Annotated in this window: 20 protein-coding genes; 8 read left to right on the top strand and 12 right to left on the bottom strand. The window is 46.4% G+C overall.

The annotated features are described in order from the left end of the window. Positions 1 to 21: 21 nt before the first annotated feature. On the bottom strand, positions 22 to 1,923 hold the full coding sequence (locus tag ACR32F_RS05800; RefSeq protein ID WP_440117018.1) for an ATP-binding protein: 1,902 nt from the start codon (positions 1,921 to 1,923) through the stop codon (positions 22 to 24). A 163-nt stretch (positions 1,924 to 2,086) separates the two neighbouring features. Continuing rightward, complete coding sequence (locus tag ACR32F_RS05795; RefSeq protein ID WP_440117016.1) at positions 2,087 to 2,368, bottom strand: hypothetical protein; 282 nt, start codon at positions 2,366 to 2,368, stop codon at positions 2,087 to 2,089. A 145-nt stretch (positions 2,369 to 2,513) separates the two neighbouring features. Between ACR32F_RS05795 and ACR32F_RS05790 the strand changes: the two genes are divergently transcribed. Further along, positions 2,514 to 2,675, top strand: coding sequence for a hypothetical protein (locus ACR32F_RS05790; RefSeq protein ID WP_440117014.1), 162 nt, complete (start codon positions 2,514 to 2,516; stop codon positions 2,673 to 2,675). Positions 2,676 to 2,845: 170 nt separating this feature from the next. Further along, positions 2,846 to 3,388: a hypothetical protein gene (locus ACR32F_RS05785; RefSeq protein WP_440117012.1), complete on the top strand. Its 543-nt coding sequence runs from the start codon at positions 2,846 to 2,848 to the stop codon at positions 3,386 to 3,388. A 222-nt stretch (positions 3,389 to 3,610) separates the two neighbouring features. Here the strand turns inward: ACR32F_RS05785 and ACR32F_RS05780 are convergent, their stop codons facing one another. Further along, positions 3,611 to 4,834 carry an MFS transporter gene (locus tag ACR32F_RS05780; RefSeq protein WP_440117010.1) on the bottom strand — a complete coding sequence of 408 codons (1,224 nt, stop codon included), beginning with the start codon at positions 4,832 to 4,834 and terminating at the stop codon, positions 3,611 to 3,613. A gap of 419 nt (positions 4,835 to 5,253) precedes the next feature. On the opposite strand from ACR32F_RS05780, the gene ACR32F_RS05775 reads away from it, so the two are divergent. The 3 genes from ACR32F_RS05775 (at position 5,254) to ACR32F_RS05765 (ending at position 7,638) form a co-directional block, all read left to right on the top strand. Then, positions 5,254 to 5,901 (top strand): peptidylprolyl isomerase, encoded by a 648-nt coding sequence (locus tag ACR32F_RS05775; protein ID WP_440117008.1) that lies wholly within the window; start codon positions 5,254 to 5,256, stop codon positions 5,899 to 5,901. 529 nt (positions 5,902 to 6,430) lie between these two features. Further along, positions 6,431 to 6,691, top strand: coding sequence for a YqkE family protein (locus ACR32F_RS05770; protein WP_440117006.1), 261 nt, complete (start codon positions 6,431 to 6,433; stop codon positions 6,689 to 6,691). 152 nt (positions 6,692 to 6,843) lie between these two features. Next, positions 6,844 to 7,638 carry an SDR family oxidoreductase gene (locus tag ACR32F_RS05765; protein ID WP_440117004.1) on the top strand — a complete coding sequence of 265 codons (795 nt, stop codon included), beginning with the start codon at positions 6,844 to 6,846 and terminating at the stop codon, positions 7,636 to 7,638. A 125-nt stretch (positions 7,639 to 7,763) separates the two neighbouring features. On the opposite strand, the gene ACR32F_RS05760 is transcribed toward ACR32F_RS05765, so the two are convergent. Then, on the bottom strand, positions 7,764 to 8,525 hold the full coding sequence (locus tag ACR32F_RS05760) for a YwaF family protein (RefSeq protein WP_440117002.1): 762 nt from the start codon (positions 8,523 to 8,525) through the stop codon (positions 7,764 to 7,766). 405 nt (positions 8,526 to 8,930) lie between these two features. Between ACR32F_RS05760 and ACR32F_RS05755 the strand changes: the two genes are divergently transcribed. Continuing rightward, positions 8,931 to 9,905, top strand: a complete 975-nt coding sequence (locus ACR32F_RS05755; protein ID WP_440117000.1) for a ring-cleaving dioxygenase — start codon at positions 8,931 to 8,933, stop codon at positions 9,903 to 9,905. A 290-nt stretch (positions 9,906 to 10,195) separates the two neighbouring features. Here ACR32F_RS05755 and ACR32F_RS05750 read toward each other — a convergent pair whose 3' ends face one another. The 4 genes from ACR32F_RS05750 to ACR32F_RS05735 form a co-directional block, all read right to left on the bottom strand. Beyond that, positions 10,196 to 10,561 carry a hypothetical protein gene (locus ACR32F_RS05750; protein ID WP_440116998.1) on the bottom strand — a complete coding sequence of 122 codons (366 nt, stop codon included), beginning with the start codon at positions 10,559 to 10,561 and terminating at the stop codon, positions 10,196 to 10,198. After that, a complete protein-coding gene (locus ACR32F_RS05745; protein ID WP_440116996.1) occupies positions 10,530 to 10,706 on the bottom strand; it encodes a hypothetical protein in 177 nt (58 codons plus the stop codon). The genes ACR32F_RS05750 and ACR32F_RS05745 overlap by 32 nt, the downstream gene beginning before the upstream one ends. Before the next feature lie 256 nt (positions 10,707 to 10,962). Further along, positions 10,963 to 11,808 (bottom strand): hypothetical protein, encoded by an 846-nt coding sequence (locus ACR32F_RS05740; RefSeq protein ID WP_440116994.1) that lies wholly within the window; start codon positions 11,806 to 11,808, stop codon positions 10,963 to 10,965. Positions 11,809 to 11,977: 169 nt separating this feature from the next. Next, positions 11,978 to 13,255 (bottom strand): methyl-accepting chemotaxis protein, encoded by a 1,278-nt coding sequence (locus tag ACR32F_RS05735; RefSeq protein ID WP_440116992.1) that lies wholly within the window; start codon positions 13,253 to 13,255, stop codon positions 11,978 to 11,980. Between the two features lie 319 nt (positions 13,256 to 13,574). Between ACR32F_RS05735 and ACR32F_RS05730 the strand changes: the two genes are divergently transcribed. Then, positions 13,575 to 15,008 (top strand): aspartate ammonia-lyase, encoded by a 1,434-nt coding sequence (locus tag ACR32F_RS05730; protein WP_440116990.1) that lies wholly within the window; start codon positions 13,575 to 13,577, stop codon positions 15,006 to 15,008. 105 nt (positions 15,009 to 15,113) lie between these two features. Here the strand turns inward: ACR32F_RS05730 and rpoN are convergent, their stop codons facing one another. Next, on the bottom strand, positions 15,114 to 16,418 hold the full coding sequence (gene rpoN / locus ACR32F_RS05725) for an RNA polymerase factor sigma-54 (protein ID WP_440116988.1): 1,305 nt from the start codon (positions 16,416 to 16,418) through the stop codon (positions 15,114 to 15,116). A gap of 121 nt (positions 16,419 to 16,539) precedes the next feature. After that, the gene (gene pruA, locus ACR32F_RS05720) at positions 16,540 to 18,087 is read right to left on the bottom strand and encodes an L-glutamate gamma-semialdehyde dehydrogenase (protein WP_440116986.1); all 1,548 of its coding nucleotides are present in this window, start codon (positions 18,085 to 18,087) and stop codon (positions 16,540 to 16,542) included. A 242-nt stretch (positions 18,088 to 18,329) separates the two neighbouring features. Between pruA and ACR32F_RS05715 the strand changes: the two genes are divergently transcribed. Next, a complete protein-coding gene (locus tag ACR32F_RS05715) occupies positions 18,330 to 19,253 on the top strand; it encodes a proline dehydrogenase family protein (protein ID WP_440116984.1) in 924 nt (307 codons plus the stop codon). A 269-nt stretch (positions 19,254 to 19,522) separates the two neighbouring features. Here the strand turns inward: ACR32F_RS05715 and ACR32F_RS05710 are convergent, their stop codons facing one another. Both ACR32F_RS05710 and ACR32F_RS05705 read right to left on the bottom strand, forming a co-directional pair. After that, the gene (locus tag ACR32F_RS05710) at positions 19,523 to 19,729 is read right to left on the bottom strand and encodes a hypothetical protein (RefSeq protein ID WP_440116982.1); all 207 of its coding nucleotides are present in this window, start codon (positions 19,727 to 19,729) and stop codon (positions 19,523 to 19,525) included. Positions 19,730 to 19,938: 209 nt separating this feature from the next. Continuing rightward, positions 19,939 to 21,996 (bottom strand): beta strand repeat-containing protein, encoded by a 2,058-nt coding sequence (locus tag ACR32F_RS05705; RefSeq protein ID WP_440116980.1) that lies wholly within the window; start codon positions 21,994 to 21,996, stop codon positions 19,939 to 19,941. Positions 21,997 to 22,579: the final 583 nt, after the last annotated feature.

Here is a 22,579-nt window from a genome sequence, read left to right as displayed (position 1 = left end):
TTGTATGCTTCTGCGAGTTCGTCATTCGACGAACTCGGCAAAAGATACAACAGCTTCCGTTCCTACCCCTTTTGTGCTTGTAAAGCTGATCTTCCCTTGCATGGCTTCAACAATACGGAAAGTCACCATCATGCCGAGGCCTGTCCCCTTGATTTTATTCGAGAAATAGGGTTCTCCCAATCGAGCAAGTGCTTCATCATCCATACCTTCCCCGTTATCCCTCACATGTACCTTGACGATTCCATCCTGTGCATACGCCCAGATATCAATCTGCCCTTGTCCTTGCAGAGCTTCAATACTGTTTTTAATAATATTAATAAACGCCTGTTTGAACTTGGAAGAGTTTCCTCTGATGCAGAGATCAGGCGGAATATCGGTTGTAATTCTTCCCCCTTCGAGATTAGCCATAGGTACAAGAATGCCTTCGATATGATTAAACTCGTCCGCAATATTCAGAGAGACAATATGATCAAACTCCGGTTTGGCAAAGGTAAGGAAGTCGGTAATAATACCGGAAGCTCGATCAAGCTCCTCCAGAGCTATTCGCACATATCCTTTGTTTTTGTTGTCTTCCTGCTCCGTCATGAGCTGCAGGAATCCTCGAGTCACTTGAAGTGGATTACGAACTTCATGCGCAACCGAAGCCGCCAGTTCGCTGATGATCTCCATTTTCTCGGATCGCTGCAGTTCGTTATTGAATAGTTCCAATTCTTTGGAGTATTCAAGCACTTTGGTATGTTTTTCAGCAAATCGGCTTCCCAGTATGGCAATAAGAGAAATAACAAAAGCAACCATGGACCATTTCCACCACAACAGATGGTATGTTCCATTACGCTGGTAATACCATAACAATTCAGCCACACTGATTAAGGCAAATGTACCGAATACTGTAGCAAGCAAAATGGCTTCCCGGCTCCGTTGCAACGCTTTGGTAATGGTTCCGATCAATAGTATGGTCAAAAGAACGACGAGAACAATCCCAACAACATCCTGAACTAACAAACTGTATGGAATGTCCCATTGACCGCCCGAAACATAATACACAAACAGCGCCACCACAGCAAGCAACGAATAAATGAATTGAAATTTTCTTAGTTTGGTGAAGATGCCATAAGGACCTGGTCCAATAATTTGTTCAAAAAAATAACAGAGTGCAGGCATGCCCATCAGCATTGCCAGGTCAAACAATACGGAATATAAATTACCGTAAACTTGGTAGAACGTATATAAAAATTGTGAGTATGTGATAATCATCGTTCCGATTGAACCCATCACGATACATAGCGAAACCCACAAACCCTTATGGAATTTGCCCAGGAAAAATGTACAGCTCAGCATAGTAATGGCTGTGAATATAAAGGTTGCCCCCAATATCACATCAAGCAGTCCACTGTGAATGTAACGCTCTTGCAAGGTGGAATACGGACCAACCTGAACCGTTCCATAGATTCCCGGACGCCCTTTCCCATTCTCCGCCCACACATACAGTGTATCACCAGAGTTCTCGCCCGATAAAGGTAGCAACACCGCATTATTATCATAGTTATAATGATAATTCTCGTATACTTTACGATCCTCCAGATAGATCACAATATGATTTCCTTTAATATTCTCAAAACGGATTGCTGAGCTATCTTCGCTTAATTTAGGAATGATCAAGCGAGTCCATAGTGAACCTGTTGGGGGATCTTTCTTACTGTAATCTGGATTTTTTGCCACTTGTTTCTCCCAGATTTCCTCCGGCCCCTGAACTTCACTGATAAATCCCTGATCGGTTGCGTTCCCCCATTTTACTTCCCATCCGGTAATGGATACAGGTTGTTCAACCTCTCCTGCAGTTGCTAAGATTATCCCGTGCGGCATGCACAGAATAATCAATAAGCTCATCCATAAGATGATGATAGCTTTGGGCACATTTTTCATTCACAGCACCTCAAAGTTCTTATTTTCACTATCTCCAAGTTCTCTCATCTATCATTCGCCACAGTTTGACGTGTCACCTTCTTAAAATAAAAGTAAAATTCACATTTTAGTAGATATATAGTTATATTTCCATTTTATTGTTAGAAAATCAAGTATTCTCTCGTTATTCACGCAAATCTTCGAATTGGTTCACGATCATTTCACGTTCTTTCTGCTCCATCTTGTCCCTATACTCCATCCACTGCTCTGTCTCCTCATCATCATAGATGGTCCATATATCCGTGAAAAGATAATCTCGCAGCTGTACAATCTGCCCTGCCCATATGCCACCTACCCAGAATAGTCCATCCGGACGACGAATAACGGTACGGGAGAACCCGGGCGTAGACGCCTTTTGTCCGATTCGGATTCGAGTGATCATATTGCCCAGTGTATACCAATCCAATTGGAATCCCTCCCTTATATATCCATGCTTTATCATAACATAGGGAAAACATGAAATGCTGTAAAACTGATTAACGCGATTCAACCCGTCTCTCTCGGTGTAATAGTTCCTCAAAGCATAACAATCCCCTAAGGAGATGATTCGTATGAATGAGCCACACAAAACGGTCGAGGTAGAACACAAAGACATTCAACATAAATCGGATTCGAGTAAGGTCGCTTCCACTTTTATCAAATATGCGGCGTATATCATTATTTTTTTCGGATTTCTGTACTTTCTGGTTAAGTATGTATTCCCGAAATTCTAGGCAATCCAGTTCAATCAGCGAAATTTTTCAGACTTCTCACTTCGCTGGTGCACAACCTTCCACTCATACATGTTGAGCAAGAAGGGAATAATAAGAGGCCGAGATTACAACGTTAGCCCTTTGGGTAACTACGGGTTAAGAGTATAACCAACTGAAAGGAGTTTCCACTTATGTCAGACAAACCGATTAGCAATGAAGAGAGCGACCGCTATTACGACCGTTATCAGAGGTCCCGCGATATTCCACTGGAAACCGAGGTCCCTCAAGGAGATATGGATACTTTCGATGAAGTGTCCGGAAGACGTATCGAAACCGAGGATCAGGTCGAGGTACCGCCGGTTGCTGCTACAGCTGTAGAAGAGCAGGAACTGGATTCACGTTTGACTGAAACCCCATTGGAATCCGTACCCGATGCGGATCTTGTGCAACCGAACAGTCCGGTTGATCCAGCAGCACCCGATCCAGATGCGTTGCATGGTACAGACCTGTTGAACGGTGCCGGTGCGGATGCCAAACCACAGAATGATATTCTCCCACGAGAGAGGCAAGAGCCCGATAATCTGGTGACAGAACGGGATATTGATCCGAAATTCGGACTGTTTACGGAAGATTCCTTTCCCGAAGCCCTGAAGGATGAGGATCAGCGTGATGCTGTTGAACATGCAATTCCGAAGGAAAAAGCTTCACGCAAGGATTCACCCTCTGAGCACTAGGAACGTAGCATCATGCAAATGATAATACAAGAAACCTCTTACTTAAAAGAGGTTTCTTTGATCTGTGTTGTCCTCAAAGCTATAGACTTATCATTCGAAAAAGATATGGCTGCCATATCCCCCGTAGGCCATCTCTTCTCTTCTCTTCTCTTCTCTTCTCTTCTCTTCTCTTCTCTTCTATACGGTTCACATTTATAAGGTTAACATTCATAAGGTTAACCTTCACGTTACCGTTTTCTTGGAGGCGGGCTTACCCATTCCTGGCAGTTTATGCTCCAAACCAGACCACTTGGCCAAAACGGCTGTAATCAATAGAGCAAGTCCATTAATGATAAAAATCCAGCGAATCGGCAGCCAGCCGCCGAGAATACCACCGATAATTGGCCCAGCCATCGTACCAATCTGGGATGCAGACTGATTCAGACCGAAGGCTCTACCCCGGAAGCTCGGTGCGGTCACCTGTACAATCATGGCATTAATGGCCGGAAATACAGCCGCGAAAAATAACCCATACACAAATCGCAATATGCCAAACCCGATATAACCTGTTGTAAAAAATTGCAGCAGATTACCCACTGCCCCACCAACAAGTCCAATAATCAGTACTTTGCCGTAACCAATTCTTGATCCTATCTTGCCCCATCTCTGTGCCATAATGACCGTAGCTACCCCAACTGCCGAGAAAATAATTCCTGAACTGAGTGATGCCCGATCAGGCTGAACACCCATCTCCATCACATATACGGTCAATAAAGGCTCCAGAATCATCACAGAGAATGTACATATGCCCATTATGCCAAGCACGGTCATAAACAAACGGTTCGCTCTGGCTTCCCGGATGTCATCCATGACATGCGAACGAGCTTTGTTGCGATTGAAATTTTCTTCTTTTACCCAGAACGTCGCAATCAGCGCCGAGACTAATACAACGATGCTGGAAAATAAAAATGCATTTCGATTACCATAGTAGTGACTTACTATGCCACCAATTAAGGGTCCAATAATACCTCCAGTTGCACCCGCGGTGGACATGATGCCGAGTGCATATCCGGTCTTCTCTTCCGGTGTATTGGTGCCGACCAGAGCAATCGCTGCCGGAACGAAACCAGCCAGTAAACCCTGAAACAAGCGCACTACGATCAGCGAATAAGGGTCCTGCACAAAATAATTAATCAAATACAAAACGGCAAGGCTGTATCCCGACCGGATTAGCATGGGCTTGCGCCCGTATTTGTCAGCCAGTGATCCCCAGAAAGGAGACACTAGCGCACTCGCCAAAAACGTGATACCAAAGGCGAGTCCTGACCAGAACTCCAGGTGATCACGAACCCCCAGATCCCTACTCAGAAACAAGGGCAGAAATGGGATAGAAATCGAGTAAGAGGTGCTGCAAAAAAATACACCAATCCATAAAATCACCAGATTACGCTTCCACGAGAAGTTCATATACCCACACGCCCTTTCCGTTACTGACGTCGGGGACTGCCATGTATTGGAGCGGACGGAACAGACCCGTACGTCCCTGCTGAGGAAGTATTTTCCTTATTTTACACCCCTGTACCTGTTAAGGCCATCCCTTATCTCCCACAAAATCACGTCTTGGATTGCCATCTTGTCCGCAAAAACGGTATGATAGTTGAGGGATTATCCGAGAATAATTCTAGGGCGTGTCTGAAAACTCCGAAGGAAGCAGATTTTGCCGAATTTTCGTTCCAAGCCAGGAAGTTTTTCGCAGGCGTGCCGGGGCACGTCAAGGGAAAGTGACGCAGCATGGGGCGAAAAGGCGGTAAAAGATGCACTTCAGCGAGTTTTGAGACACGTCCTAACTAAACATATTATGCAGAGATGCAAGGGGGAACGTTCTGATGTCTTTTCATTGGAAAAAAACAACAACAGTTTCGCTGATACTCGCGATGCTGCTTATCGTCATTAGTGGTTGTGGGCGCCCTTCAAATGGCGCTACGGAAACACCGGCTCCAGTTGAACCAAAGGGTCCTAATCCGCTAGCTACAATTGAAATGGCGGACGGACAGAAGATCGTCATTGAGTTATATCCTGAAATTGCGCCCAATACGGTGAATAATTTCATCTCACTGGCGAACAAGGGTTTCTATGACGGTACGATCTTTCACCGTGTCATTCCAGGCTTCATGATTCAGGGTGGAGATCCTGACGGCAACGGAAAAGGTGGCCCAGGGTACGCCATTAAGGGTGAATTTACATCCAATGGTCATAAGAATCATCTGAATCATACCCGGGGGGTCATCTCCATGGCACGCGGTGATAATCTGGATTCGGCCGGTTCCCAGTTCTTCATCATGCTGGCGGCTGCCGATCATCTGGATAACATTTTTGCTTCCTTCGGTAAAGTGACGGAAGGCATGGAAGTCGTTGATGGCATTGCGGCCCAAGAACGCGGTGAAGGAGACAAGCCTGTTACGGACCAAGTGATGAAAAAAGTCACTGTCGATACCCATGGCCTGGAATACCCGGAACCGGTGAAAATGCCTTAACATCATTAAATCCATCTCTAACTCAAGAAATTACCCATGTGGAAGAAATGCTCGCTCTACGCTGTGTAATGACTTGATAAACAAATAGAAGCTCTGCCCTATGCGGATTCTCGCAAGGCAGAGCTTTATTCGTTGATAACGTTTACATAAATAACTTTATAAAAAACGTCTTCGTTTGGCACGATTCTATATGCAGCAGCTCTGCAACCCGCTGATCTCAATACATCCATCCCATCAAACGCATCCAACCGATAATCGCAATCCATAACGGACAGCTGAAGGCAACGCCCCATGCAAGCCCTTTCAGTAAACTACGGTTTACTTCCACGAACAACGACTCCTTTCTCCAGGGAATTAGTCGCAGTATCGGTACTAATATATGATTTTATACCCGTTTTCATTCGTCGCGTACCCTCTTATTTCCTGCTTTTGTTCCGCAGTTTCATGGAATAGGTTTCGTGATCCTGATATACTATGACTACTGAACGATAAATGGAACCTGATTCATGTTTTGAAAGGAGATTATTCGATGACAAAATCCAAAAAACACACTCCTGCTCCCAAGCCGGCTCAGGATAAACCCACCACACTGAAGGATCTGCTGAGCAGTGATGTGCTGGAGAAACTAAAAGCTCAGGCTGATGAAGCCAAGGCAGCCGAGGCAGACCGCAAAGAGCAGGAACGGTTGCAGGCTGAAGAAGCTCGTAAAGCCGAACAGAAGCGGCGGGATAATGATTTTGAGTACTTGCTGAATAACAGTTCAATGGAATGGAAGAAGCATAAGTCATAGGTCAGCGACAGATGATTTCTTACCATGTTATGCCGAATAAGGGCCGCGCAGCGGTCCTTTTTTAATATGTGCTTATATGATTCACCTTCCTGAGGTCGGGTATGTAAAGATAAAGAGTATACTGACAATCTATAGGATGCGGAGGGATCAGGATGACAGAACAACGTTTGGAAGGAAAAGTAGCCATTGTGACCGGAGGTGGTTCGGGCATTGGTCAGGCCACAGCCATTCGTTTTGCCGAGCATGGAGCCAAAGTATTTATGTTAGACCGGACACCGGAGAATGCGGAAGAAACCAAACAGACGATTGAGAACGCGGGCGGTGAAGCTTACGTCATTGAATGTGATATTTCCAAACCGGCTATGGTGCAGAAAGCGATCAATCAGGTAGCGGAACAAAGTGGAAAATTGGATATCGTGTTCGCCAATGCCGGAATTAACGGCACCATGGCTCCCATTGAGACGATGGAACCAGAGGACTGGGATCAGACCATGGAGATTAACATGCGCGGCACGTTCGCAACCGTGAAGTACGCCATCCCCCATCTGAAAGAGCGTGGAGGCAGCATTATCATTACAAGCTCCATTAATGGTAACCGGGTGTTCTCAGGCATCGGTTTCTCTGCATACGCTTCCAGCAAAGCGGGACAGACTGCTTTTACAAAGATGGCTGCACTGGAACTGGCCCGTTACAAGATTCGTGTGAATGCCGTCTGTCCTGGCGCCATCGATACCAATATTGATGACAACACCTATCCGTCCGATGATCTGAAGGAAGTCCAGATTCCGGTTAAATTCCCTGAGGGTCATGAACACCCTCTCAAAGGTGAACCCGGAACATCGAAGCAAGTCGCCAATCTGGTCCTTTTCCTTGCTTCTGATGAATCCTCCCATGTCACAGGTACACGAATTTACGTAGATGGTGCAGAATCTTTGCTCCGCGGATAAAATCAATATGATGCTCCATTAGTGTAAAGAATAGAAACACATCCCGCAAACGGCCTGAATCATCAGACTGCTGCGGGATGTTTAATTTGAAGTGTACTTCCTGGGTATAAACGGCATTATTGCCGTTAGAGCGCTGAGCTCCGCCCTTTCTTCGCTCGATTATTCAGTCGCTCCGGAAGGGCAAAGAGTAATACATACATGAGTGAGAACATGAGCAGGGCTAACACCTCTTCCCCAAGAATGTACATGGGATAAGGCCCTAACATGTCGAGAACTGAAGGCGTATCCGGTTTGTGTCTCAAGAACATATAATTCGCTCCAAGCATAACATCAGCACCGTAGACAATCAGTGCAGCCACATTCACAAATATCATGGAACCCGCTACAGACCGCCAACTCGCACGAAGTTGTTCTACCCAGGTCATGTAGAGTAAAGCCAGAATAATGCAGGCATGAGCAGTAAAAAATTGAATAAAACGAAAATGTGCATAACCATAGCCCAGATTAGGCGTTACGATCGCCATAATTGCTCCTGCTATGCCTGCGAACAACAGAGCAGAATGCAATAATCGGCTGCGTGTCAATAATAACAGCGCCGATAACAGCAGTGACAGACTACACAGCTCTAGCGGCAATGAAGTCTGCAGACTCCATACGTCCCCGTATACATACCAGATCTGGAGTACAATTTCACAGCCGAACATAACACAAGCCAGAGCAATCCGGAAGGTGCGGCGTTTACCCGCTGACCATGACCGCAGCCAGTTCCGAAGCAGAAACATCAGCACAACCGATGCAGCAATCAGGCTGATTGCCCATATATGAGAAGTGGATAACAGGATAAAAGGTTCTGCATCATAAGGGTCAAGCCACTGCGGATAATCCATAGCTCTCTTCTCTCCTTCCTATCGATCCAAACATTATATCTCTTTAATGTTAACTTTTTCATTCTGGCATTGAATGAATAAGCTGTCCAGATGGAATTCTAAATGAGGATTGTAATTTAAATATCTTTATGTTAAGATAAATTCAAGAACAAAACGAACTAAAAGTTAGTAACTTTCTTAATAAAGAAGAAATTAAAATACACTCAAAATATGTTCAACTGAACATTTACACGATAACGGAGAGGACAGAAATAACCTGAAGAAGCGGAGCGTTCGCCTAAAAGCTTTCTGAAAGAAAGCTGCATCGAAAGCATACGCTTATCCCCGGATTTCCCCTTTTTAAAAAGGGATCAAAAAAATCTGGGGATATTAGTTGAACTTATAACCTAACTAGGAGGAATTATTATGCAAATCAAAGGACTTCACCATGTATCTGCACTGACTGCACACGCTTCTGAGAACTATCGGTTCTATACCAACGTCATGGGTCTTCGTCTGATCAAAAAAACGGTCAACCAGGACGATGTTTCCGTCTACCACCTCTTCTATGGAGATGAGAAAGGTAATCCGGGCACCGAACTTACCTTCTTCGAAATTCCGATGGCCGGGCAGACTCGTGAAGGCGTGAACAGTATATCGGCAACATCCCTACGTGTTCCAAGTGATGCGGCGCTTACTTACTGGCAACAGCGTTTTGACGAATTCGATGTACCTCATGGAGAAATTATCGAACGTGGCGGTCGCGCTACCCTTTCGTTTACCGATTTCGAATCGCAACGTCTGATTCTTGTCTCGGATGAACACAATACAGGTGTTGCCGGAGGCAAACCATGGGATCAAAGCCCTGTACCTTCCGAGTATGGCATTGTCGGCTTGGGTCCAATCCATCTTACAGTGAAAGACGCTTCTCTTACTGCCCCAGTCCTTACCGAGTTGCTCGGTTTCAGACAAAAAGGAACGTATCCTGCTTTTGTTACAGGTCAACCTGATGTGATCGTTTTCGAATCTGGTGAAGGTGGCAGCGGCGCCGAGGTCCATGTTGAAGAACGGAATGACCTTGCTCAAGAACGTCCTGGCCGTGGCAGTGTACACCATGTTGCGTTCCGTGTGGATAATGAGGAAGAACTGAAACAATGGGTGGAGCGGGTTCATAACTTCCAATTCCCCAACTCCGGTTTTGTAGACCGCTTCTACTTCCGCTCCCTGTATTTCCGTGAAGCAAACGGTATCCTGTTTGAGCTTGCAACCGACGGACCAGGCTTCGATACAGATGAAGAGCTGGCACATCTGGGTGAGTCGCTGGCACTGCCTCCATTCCTTGAAGGTCGTCGTGCAGAGATCGAATCCAAACTGAAACCATTGGATACGATGATCCGATAAACCAAACCAATCCTACATCCCAAAAAACAAAAACGATTATTGCTTCGCCTCCCGTTACATTATCAGGGTAGGGCAGGGCGATAATCGTTTTTTAATGTGGAATTTTATTATTTGGTCAGATACGATGTCGTCAAAGGAACAAACAAGGAGGAACCCGGCTCTTCATCAACGATTTCAACAAAGATAAAGTCCGTATTCGCAACATTTACATCTACACCAACCAACCCGCTTTCTGGTGCAACAGTGATTGTTTTTAGTGTCGTATTGTTGTGATCTATAATTCTGATTTCTCAGGAACCTGCAATTGCTGCCAGTTCAAGATGCAATTTGGAATACTTTATCTGGGTCATAATTTGGAAGCTTTCTCCTTGCTTCACAGAGTCCGTATGCAAATATACATCTTTGTAATCCTTACCCTTGTATGATGTATCACCCGGATCTTTGGTGTGCCATTCGGATGTGCCGAGCACGGTTGTTCCAAGTGAACTGAGCGTCAGTTTATTCGTTTCGGAGGGTGCAGATCCGTTAGTACCACCAATCAAAACCGAAGAAGTTGCACTGTCATAAGTAATTTCAGTGCCGAGCAGTGTGCCGACCGCACGTACTGGCAAATAGGTCGTTCCATTATAGGTGATTTGGCAACACCGTTTTGCCATTGGTATCTTCAGCTGTTACTGTTGTCCCATTCATTTTCAGAGACATCTTGCTGTTCAAATACGCTTTAATCGGTTCTAGACCCGTTGCTGCCAATGCCCCTGTACCGATGCCAAGCGTGAGTGTACCCACCATTAATCCAAGCACAACTTTTTTTCTTCATTAAGAATCTCTCCTGAAAATTATAATAGAGTAACATCCTTTATACATTTAAAACACTAAAGGAGTAATATCAATCATTTTATAGTATTTTTCTGGAATATGACCTAAATGTGGACAGCACAAAGCGAGGCTAAACTTGCACAATTTTTTCAGCCTCACCGTTCCCCTGTCTCTTTATGACAGAGAGATATATGTTTTTTTCACAACTACAGTGATCTCGGTTCTTCTCTACACCTCAGATTCAATCAAAGGACTCATAGTATTCTTCTTCATACACTTCTGTGCTGTACTTCAAATCTGCAGCCTTCCACTCGCCATCTTTATACTCATAGGTAAAGGTCAGATCACCAGCATATAAACTCAAACCGTAAGCACCGGATGCTGATACAACCAATTTTCCATCCTCCACACTGTAATAAACAACTCCACCGAACTTGAGCTCTTCGTTATACACTCCCTCACTCGTATCTTCCTCTATCAGAGAAGGTTCTGCACGAACCCCCTCAACGGTAACGTTAATTTCGATCTGGCCTGACACAGCACTGACTTTTGAATCCACATGATGCTTTACAATCTCATCCAGAGATTGCATCTTCATCTCTTCCAGCGTCACCGGATCAATAATACGTGCTTGTCCCAAATAGATGCCTGTTCCGTGACCTTCCGTAAACAAAACAACAATCTCCTTTTTACCGTCTCCATTCAGATCCAACTCATGCACTTCGGGTTTGTAAGACCCGCCTTCCCCCTGCCATTTGCTGAATTCTTGAGTTTTGCCGTTCACTTCCAGAATCATTCCATTATATATATATCCTGAACCCTCGACTTTCATCGGGTATAATCTTACGTTCTCATTCTCCGGAGCTACTGAAACGTAGTCCTCCTTGATTGGAGTCGATTCCTTTGTAGCCACATCCGTTTCATTCATTGTTTCTATATTGGAAGCCGCGACCACTGCGGTCTGGCTGGATTGATCATCTATGTTAAGCTGTTTTTGCGATTCATTCATGGTTCTGGCAGCCGAAGTTGTACTGATCGTAGCTACCGCCAAAATAATCATCAGCAGGATACCTGTCCAAGTTTTCAATATGCTGGGCTCCTTCATTTGTAGTGGAATACTCCTATTATAGCTTCATTTATCGCCCAAGCGTTGCGAATTTGTTAATGTTTCATAAAAATATCTTTACAAATTTTCATTTTTGCGAAAGAATGTTCGGCTTTAACCAAAATAAGCAAAAAAGCACCCCGGATTCAGCTCAAGGCTGCATCCGAAATGCTTTGGTTTTATCCATTAGTCGATCCGTTAACTGTCTCAGCTCATCAGCTGAGGATGAAATCTCCTGCATGATGGCCGTCTCTTCATGCGCGGCATCCATGATTCGTTTGGCCTCATCCGAGAATGATCCGGCTTTCCCCTGGATCTTCTTCACATGATCATGTGTCTGTTCCACACGGCCTGTCTGTTCTGCAATCTTGGACCCAATCTCATGTGCACCTTTCATGAATACTTCCACAGTGCCTGTCAGTTCATGCAACGTCTGATCCACAGAGATCGTACGCTCTGATTCGTGAACCACTAGTCCATGCTGTTCATGACTCAGCTGCGCTGTTTCCCTGATCCGCAATTGTACACGGCTGATCAGTTCATTAATACGATGCACCGATTCTTTGCTCTCATCTGCCAGCTTGCGGATCTGCTGTGCCACAACAGCGAAGCCGGATCCCTCTTCGCCTGCACGGGCAGCCTCAATGGAAGCATTCAGAGCAAGTAACCCTGTTTCCTCGGCAATACTTTTGACGGACTGGGTGATGACTTCAATATCGGAGGCTTCTTTCTCAAGTAACAACATAATATCACGAGAGCGATTATGAGACTCCGCCAGCTCGTCCATTCCTTTCATTAGAGAAGAGAACGTCTGCTTGGTGTGATCCACCGATCGTTCCATCTGTCCAGACATCTCTGTCATGTCCATGGATTGACTGTGCATACGCTGGAAATCGTTCAACATCTCATCTGCTGTGATGAGCGACTGCTCCGAAGTCACCTTCTGTTCTTCCACACCCACCGCGATATGATCCACCGCATCCGACATCATCTCAATCTGCTCTGCTGCCTGGGTGATCGCTTCACTAAGCGACTGGGCATTCTGCGATGTTGTACGTGTGCTATCTGTAATATCGTTCACGATACTTCTCAGATTGGAAACCATTACGCGAAAAGCATCATATAATACAGTAAGCTCATCCTGTGTACGCCGCTGTGGAATCTCAGCCGTCAAGTCCCCCGATGAGACTTGTTGTGCCGCACGGGACAAATGCACAATTGGACGAGTCAACCACCGAGAGGCGAAATAGCCCAAAATTGCATTCCAACACACCCCCATAACGAGCACGATAGAAATATACAACCAGCTAGGCATAGAGAAAGAGAGCCAGTCCTGGAGGAAAAATATAAAAAAGCCGCTAGTTCCGTATGTAATCAGTGAAATCAGTACCAAACCCGCGACGGTTTTTGCGCCTAAAGTCCATTTCATCTCCACACCTCATAGTCCTTTTTTCCCATTTTACCAATTGATAACCAAATTACATGTGATATAGATCACTGAAATCGACAATCCACCACCCATCTTACTGTTCATGAAATACTTATCCGTTGAGTAGAGCATAATGAATAAGACGACTTTTACGGGTTATAATACAAATCCGCCAAGGTGATATCCTTATTTTTAATTATTTATCGGCAATTCGGGTGAAATGATTTAGCTTGGCATCCATTTTGCTTAAATGATATACTGAGTGCGCTTCGGCACAGCCGGAGTTTACTATTTATGGATGCCACTGGAGGCGAACGAAATGTCTACAATGTCCACACGGACGGAGAAAGATTTTATCGGTGAAAAAGAAATTCCTGCTTATGCCTACTACGGAATACAGACGGTGCGGGCTGTAGAAAACTTCCCCATTACCGGCGTTCCGGTACATCGGGAGTTAATTACGGCTCTTGCTGCGGTGAAAAAGGCTGCAGCAATCACGAATATGGAGCTGAAAATGCTACCAGGTAAAATTGGCGATGTGATCGTCATGGCTGCTGAAGAAATGATGAAAGGCCATCATCTGGATCATTTTATTGTGGACTCGATTCAGGGCGGTGCAGGCACCTCCATGAATATGAATATGAACGAAATTCTGGCGAATCGCGGACTCGAACTGTTGTTGCAGAACAAGGGAGACTACTTCCACTGTAATCCCAATAACCATGTGAACATGTCCCAATCCACCAATGACGTGATTCCAACTGCACTGCGCATTGCCGCCTATCGGCTGTCTGAAACGTTGCTGGATACAATGAAGCGACTGCAAGATGCATTCCGCAAAAAGGAACTGGAATTCAACGACGTGGTCAAAGTAGGCCGTACACATCTTCAGGATGCCGTGCCTATTCGGCTTGGACAAGAGTTCGGAGCTTATGCGCGAGTGATTGGACGTGATATAGAGCGTCTCCAATACGCAAATCGCCGCCTGCTCACCATTAACCTGGGAGCAACCGCTGTAGGTACTGGCCTCAACGCCAAACCGGAATACATTGTGAAGGTCACAGAGCATCTATCCGATGTAACAGGACTGCCATTGCAAACGGCCGAGGATCTCGTAGATGCCACACAGAATACCGATGCCTATCTGGAGCTTTCAGCCGCATTGAAAGTATGTGCGGTCAGTCTGTCCAAAATCTGTAATGATATTCGAATGATGGCCTCAGGTCCGCGTGCAGGATTCAACGAATTACGCCTGCCACCGCGTCAGCCAGGTTCATCCATCATGCCGGGCAAAGTCAATCCGGTTATGGCTGAGGTAATCAATCAAGTGTCCTTCCAGGTGATGGGGAATGACCATACGATCTGTATGGCGTGTGAAGCCGGTCAATTCGAGCTGAATGTCATGGGCCCGGTTATTGCTTTCAACTTGCTGCAGTCGCTAAAAATCATGAATAATGGTATCGACGTCTTTACCCGTTATGCCGTGGAAGAGATGGAAGCGAACCGCGAGCGCTGTGAATTGATCATGAAACAGAGCTTCAGCGTAATTACAGCCTTGAATCCACATCTTGGTTACGATGTGGCAGCATCTATTGTGAAGGAAGCCCTCAAAACCGGTCTATCTTTGCAGGAAATCATTCTGGAACGGGGTCTGCTGACACCGGTCGAACTGGAAGAGATTTTGCATCCAGAACAGATGACCACGCCAGGGATTGCAGGAGAACACTTCCTGCGTAATATGGAACGCTTGTAAGTTGATATTAGAGTTATACCGTTATTAAAAATGCAAATAAGCAACCCCCGCAGACCATGAATTCGGTTCGCGGGGGTTGCTTGTTTATACGATGCCAGCAGGAGTTCACGCCCAGCGTTTACGCTCAATCGAAGGCAAAATCCGAAGCTCTTCCCTGTACTTTGCCACCGTACGACGTGAGATGACGATGCCTTCATTGGTAAGCAACGCTGTAAGCTGACTGTCCGAATAAGGGCGTTCTGCACATTCAGAATGAATCAGCTCCTTCAATCTGAGCTTCACCGCTGCCGCAGAGGCCATCTCTCCATTCGCCGTACCAATACCTGAGGCAAAAAAAGATTTGAGCTCAAACACCCCGTGCGGAGTCTGAACATATTTGCCGTTTACTGCACGACTGACGGTCGACTCATGCATCCCGATGACCTCAGCAATAACGGCAAGATTGAGCGGCTTCAGCCCCACAGGGCCTTCACGTAGAAAGGGCTCCTGTTCACTCATGACTGCAGCCAGGACACGCATCAGAGTCTGGCGACGCATGCGCATGCTGCGCATGATGGCTCTCGCCTCTGCTGCCCGTTCAGACCAGACCTGGTCTGCTTCGGCATCCCTGGTCCAACGATAGCAAGCTTCATTCAGAGATACCTTTGGCACACCCGCTGAATTCAAGCGAAGTGAAATCTCTCCGTTCCTGATCTCCACAACGGCATCGGAAATAATGTAATGCGGACGCTCCACACAGCCCATCGATCGGCACGGTTTTGGGTCCAGACGGGTAATGTAGTCATATGCTTCATGTGCCTGCTGTGAAGTCATCCCCAGTCGGGCTCCTGCTCTGCCCGGATGGAAACGAACCAATTGCTCCAGTCCCTCCACCACCATCCGCTCCGCATGAGGATTAGCATACGGATCACGCTTGATCTGAAGCAACAAACATTCCTGCAAACTGCGTGCGCCTACCCCTGCCGGGTCAAGGGATTGGAGAATGTCCAGAGCGGCTTCGGCCTCAGCACAGGGCAGCCCCAGAATGGATGCAACTTCAACTAATTCCATGGTGAGATAGCCATTATTATTCACACAACCAGCCAGATACACCGCTGTTGTCTCCAATGCAGACGGGAGACCCAGCAACCGAAGCTGTGAGGTGAGCAGATATTCGAGCGTAGGCTCAGCCCTTTTTGCATGTAACAACGGATCATAAGAAGAGAAATTCCCCTGATTCAATCGACGAGGGAGCCGGGCACGCAGAACAGTGGGTTCTGCCAGTTCAAGTAACGGATTTTCATCTGCGGCTTCCTGCAAATAACGAGCCAATTCCTGTGCGGACAAGGTAAGCAAATGAATGGATTGTTTCATCTCCGGCGTAATGGATAATCGCATACGTCCCTCTTGCACCAACTGAATTCCTAACATCCGTCTCCCTCCTCTATGATTGCTCAGGATACTCCATTTTACTGACGAACAAGACCATTTGCAGGAAATGATAGCACACAAACCAAACGATTGTCAGCGGGCCATGGCCCCATAGCTCAACTTAATATTTCTCCGAAACCAGCTTCGCTTGTGTAAACAGCAGCAGGTAGTCTCTTCCACCTGCTTTGGAATCCGTCCCCGACATGTTAAATCCGCCAAAGGGATGTGTTCCCACCAGAGCGCCTGTGCATTTACGGTTAAAGTACAGATTGCCCGCAAAGAATTCCCGTCTGGCTTGCTCCAGATGTTCGCGATTACGCGAGATCATTGCCCCCGTCAGGCCATAGTCGGTATTGTTGGCAATATCCAATGCATCCCCGAAGGATTCCGCCTTAATAAAAGCCAGGACAGGTCCAAAAATCTCTTCCTGTGAAATTCGCGCCTGCGGGTCCACATCAGCGATAATGGTGGGTTCAATGAAATAACCTTCCTCGTCCCCCGTACCGCCTCCGAGCACGAGACGCCCTTCACTCTGGCCGAGTTCAATATATTCCGTGATCTTGGCATATGCCTTGTCATCGATAACAGGACCTACCTGACTGCCAAATTCAAGTGGACTGCCCATGGTCAACTGTTTGGTCCGTTCAATCACTTTTTGCAATACCTCGTCATATACATCTTTATGAATAATGGCGCGAGAGCACGCAGAACACTTCTGGCCGGAGAACCCAAATGCCGAAGCTGTAATGGATTCCGCAGCCAACTCCAGATCACTGTCGCTGTCCACCACAATCGAGTCTTTACCACCCATTTCTGCAATCACTCTTTTTATCCATTTCTGACCCGGAGCAGTACGTGCTGCACGTTCGTTGATCCGCAAACCTACATCTCTGGAGCCTGTGAAGCTGATAAAGCGGGTGAGTGCATGATCCACAAGATAATCTCCCACTTCACTGCCTGGTCCCGGCAAATAGTTCACTACTCCGTCCGGTACGCCAACTTCCGCAAGCAACTCCATGAATTTGGCCGCAATCACCGGCGTGGTGCTGGCAGGCTTCAATACAACCGTATTACCGGATACCAGTGCAGCCGAGGTCATACCCGCCATAATAGCCAGTGGGAAGTTCCAAGGTGGAATCACGATGCCTACACCCAGCGGAATATAACTCAGTTCATTATCTTCTCCTGCAATCCGGGTGAGCGGCTGGGGCTCACTCAAACGCTGCATCTCCCGTGCATAAAACTCCATAAAGTCAATCGCTTCAGCTGTATCTGCATCCGCTTCAGGCCAGGTTTTGCCTGACTCATACACCAGCCATGCCGAGAACTCGTGCTTGCGCCGGCGCATAATCGCAGCCGCTTTGTACAGATATCGGGCACGTTCATTCGGGTCCGTATGTTTCCAGGTCCGGAATGTCTCAGCAGCAGTCTGGATTGCCTGCTCGGCAAGCTCCTGATCCGCCTGGTAGATCGTTCCGACAACCTGACTCTTGACGGCAGGGTTCACGGAAGTTAACGTGCGGGCACTTGTTATTTTTTGACCCCCGATAATAATGAAGTACTCCTGTCCAAGTTCAGCTTCGACCTGACGCAACGCGTTCTCAAATGCTTCCCGGTTAGCTGGAACTGCAAAGGGTGTGAATGGTTCGTTAACAAAAGGGATATTCATGAATGATTCCTCCTTCAGGATGTGGGGTTCGCTGGCTGTTAGCCTGAATTGCCATGCATTTTACTCATCACCCAATATATGTAGCAAGATCCGTGCCAACTCCGGTTGAAGAAGGATATTTTTTGAAAAAATAATGAATTTTGCAATTCTCGCCTGCTTTCTTCTCTTTCAGTACACTCTTGGCATGATTATTGCTTGGTAACTTTGTTATATAGAAGCATAATCCATAAGGAGGAAACCTGATGAGTATCGGAACGGAGATGTACCGCAAAACACTGCTGACCGTTGCAGGTAATAAAGCTGTGGAGAACCTGTCCATCAAATATGGTAAGAAGCTGGCAGGCAAGTTTATTGCAGGAAACACTTTGGAAGAAGCTCTCGAAGAGATCCGCATACTCAATAACAAAGGCATTATGGCAACGCTCGATCATCTGGGCGAAGGCATCACCCGCCTGAGCGAAGCGGCATTATATAGGGATGAGTACGTACGCCTGGTAGAAGGCATTGCACGTGAAGGGGCAGACTCCAACGTCTCGCTGAAACCAACCCAGATGGGCCTCGCACTTGACCCGGAAGAGGGCTATCGAAATATCCGTACCGTTGCTACACAAGCCAAATTGCATGATTTATTTGTACGGATTGATATGGAGGATAGCCCGTTTACCCAAGCCACTCTGGATATCGTGCGCCGTTTGCACTCGGAAGGACTGAATAATACAGGTACAGTACTGCAAGCCTACTTGCACCGTACCGAGGAAGATACGAGGGATATGATTCGGGAAGGCATCCGGCTGCGCTTGGTCAAAGGTGCTTACAAGGAGCCTGCATCCGTAGCTTATCAGAACACTTCTGAAGTGATTGATCAATTCAAAACGATGATTCGCAATCATCTCGATCAGGGCGTGTACACTGCGGTTGCCTCGCATGATGACCACATTATTTCCTGGACCAAACAGTACGCAAAGGATCGGGGAATTTCCCCGGATGCATATGAATTTCAGATGTTGTACGGTTTGCGCATGAACGAGCAGGAGCGTCTGGCAAAAGAAGGTTATCGCATTCGTTGTTACGTTCCCTATGGCACCATGTGGTACCCCTACTACACCCGCCGTCTGGCTGAGAAACCAGCCAATCTCTGGATGGTTGTCAAAAACATGTTCCGATAATCGCCGCGTGTGTATTAATATAACTAACTTACAACGATAAAAATAAAAACCATGCTGCCATCTTATTGTCCCGGCAACATGGTTTTTACTGTCCATACAGCAGTCCAGAGGAATGTCCCCTCTCCCACTACGATTCACTAATGTCTAAAAAATGAGCATCCTCAAATTGAAATGTCTATTTTTCTGGACACATTCAAACGGAAGCTTGGAATTCCCTCGCTACATGGAATCACTTTCCATTGAGCTGTCTCGCCAACGTTCTTAATCTCTCATCCCGAAACTAATTGCTCCGCAGATACCAATCGATGCGCATCTACCAGTTCACCGGAAGATGTTTTCCCCCATACCGAAATCTCAGTCACATTGGCAGCTAGACCACTGACGGTGAATACGAACTCGTAGGCAACGAAGTTTGTAGTATAATTCCTGGTGATTACTTGGTTAGGCAAAACTTCGATTAACTCACTTACATACAACGTTCTACCACCATTCAAGATATAACCGGATATTTGAAGATCTGAGCTATTAACCAAGTCCCTGTTCACAATCCTCACCGTCACAAAACTCGAAGGATTCACACCAAGAACTGGATTATTGTCAATAGGTCCCGTTGATAGAACAGCTATATAACTCCCTCCTTCAGGCAGTCAATTCCTTGTTCTGCTTCATAGATAAACAGATTGATTTAACTGCTTAATTGTTGAATAAGAATAGAAGCATTAGCATTGGTCTGTGTTCCACCTGCCAGTGTTTGCAGACCAACAGCTGATGCACTGGAATGATTCCGTAATGTCAGGATATCACCTGGAGCGGCAGTGATAATGATCATTCCTGGATTCGGCTGAGTACCAGCTCCTGAACCGTAGACACCACCACTTAAAGGGGCACCGTTTTGATAAAGGGTGAATTGGTTTGCCTGCACACCTGCAACGTTGAAAAACACCGCATAGTCCCCAGCATTGCCAATAATAATTCCAGCGGTATTGGGCGTATGAGTAATACCGGTAAGATTTGCGTTGCTGTCGAAGATTACATCCGCTTCTATAGCTACAGTTTGAGCTGAAGTATTAAAAATATAGGCGTAAGAGGACAAACCTTGCCCTGTTGTACCAGTCGCTCCTGTAACTCCAGTGACACCTGTTTCTCCCGTAACTCCAGTGACACCCGTTTCTCCTGTAACTCCAGTGACACCCGTTTCTCCCGTAACTCCAGTGACACCCGTTTCTCCCGTAACTCCAGTGACACCTGTTTCTCCCGTAACTCCAGTGACACCTGTCGCTCCTGTAACTCCAGTGACACCTGTTTCTCCCGTAACTCCAGTGACACCTGTTGATCCCGTAACTCCAGTGACACCTGTCGCTCCTGTAACTCCAGTGACACCCGTTTCTCCCGTAACTCCAGTGACACCCGTTTCTCCTGTAACTCCAGTGACACCCGTTTCTCCCGTAACTCCAGTGACACCTGTTGATCCCGTAACTCCAGTGACACCTGTTGATCCCGTAACTCCAGTGACACCCGTTTCTCCCGTAACTCCAGTGACACCTGTTGATCCCGTAACTCCAGTGACACCTGTTGATCCCGTAACTCCAGTGACACCTGTTGATCCCGTAACTCCAGTGACACCCGTTTCTCCCGTAACTCCAGTGACACCTGTTGATCCCGTAACTCCAGTGACACCCGTTTCTCCTGTAACTCCAGAGACACCCGTTTCTCCCGTAACTCCAGTGACACCCGTTTCTCCCGTAACTCCAGTGACACCTGTCGCTCCTGTAACTCCAGTGACACCTGTTTCTCCCGTAACTCCAGTGACACCTGTTGATCCCGTAACTCCAGTGACACCTGTCGCTCCTGTAACTCCAGTGACACCCGTTTCTCCCGTAACTCCAGTGACACCCGTTTCTCCTGTAACTCCAGTGACACCCGTTTCTCCCGTAACTCCAGTGACACCTGTTGATCCCGTAACTCCAGTGACACCTGTTGATCCCGTAACTCCAGTGACACCTGTTGATCCCGTAACTCCAGTGACACCCGTTTCTCCCGTAACTCCAGTGACACCTGTTGATCCCGTAACTCCAGTGACACCCGTTTCTCCTGTAACTCCAGAGACACCCGTTTCTCCCGTAACTCCAGTGACACCCGTTTCTCCCGTAACTCCAGTGACACCTGTCGTTCCTGTTACTCCAGTGACACCTGTCGCTCCTGTAACTCCAGTGACACCTGTCGTTCCTGTTACTCCAGTGGCGCCTGTCGTTCCTGTTATTCCCGTGACACCTGTCGTTCCTGTAACCCCGGTGCCACCTGTTGCCCCTGTTACTCCAGTGACACCTGTAACTCCAGTGTCACCTGTTGCACCGGTAGCACCAGTTACGCCCACCGCCTCTATAGTTTCACCCAGCAACTCCTGCGAAACCAATCGGTGAGCGATCACCAACTCGCCCTGAGCATCTTTGCCCCAGACAGAAATTTGTGCTTCCGGAGCAGCCGTGTTTGTGGTCGAAAATACAAACTCGAACCCTTCAAAATTGCCATTATAGTCTCTGGTTATAACCTGATTAGGCAACACCGTGAGCAGTTCTTCTACATATAACGTCCTAACCCCATTGAGGTGATAGCCCCTAAGAAGCACATTGAACGAATCTGTCGCATTCCGGTTATCGATTTTGACTGTGACGAATTGAGTCGGCCGGGCACCCGTTATCCCTGAAATATTATTTTCAATAGGACCCGTTGATAGAATCGCCATATCTTCACTCTCCTTTGAATTAATGCGTTCATTCTTGCCTGCCAACGTTCGGTATCTCTCATCACACAAAGGAAAGCTACAAACGGGAAACAGTTCAGTCCTTTGTATAGCATTATTCAGAAGATTTTTAATGGTGTGGACAAAATTAAGGTCAATATGTAGAATCACTTAACCTGCCCAGTAAACAGGGTGGAATTAACGAGGATTAACGAATTATTGTCTGTAATGCTCATGAATATCTAACTGCTGGTACTGCACATGTAATCATGAAAGCAGATCACTTTCTCTTCCGTTTGATATGTCAGTTTTAATAACTAGTACCTGACTCCATTTCTAACTAAATAGTAATAATCAACAATTAATTCTAAATTAAAAAAATGAAAGCGTATTTCAGTAATAACAAATACACAATCCCATTATTTTCGACTGTCACATGTATGCTTCATGTCAAAAAATATATACACACTTCATTTGGAAAGCTATAATATGGGTAACTATCTTTTGCTCAATTCATTTCCATTTTCCTACAAATTTCAAGTACCTCTTGTAACAGGTGTAGTTTCCGAAAGTTATGCTCCAACTG

Source organism: Paenibacillus hebaui (assembly GCF_051934385.1).
Lineage (GTDB): Bacteria > Bacillota > Bacilli > Paenibacillales > Paenibacillaceae > Paenibacillus.
This window is presented reverse-complemented; position numbering and strand designations above follow the sequence as displayed.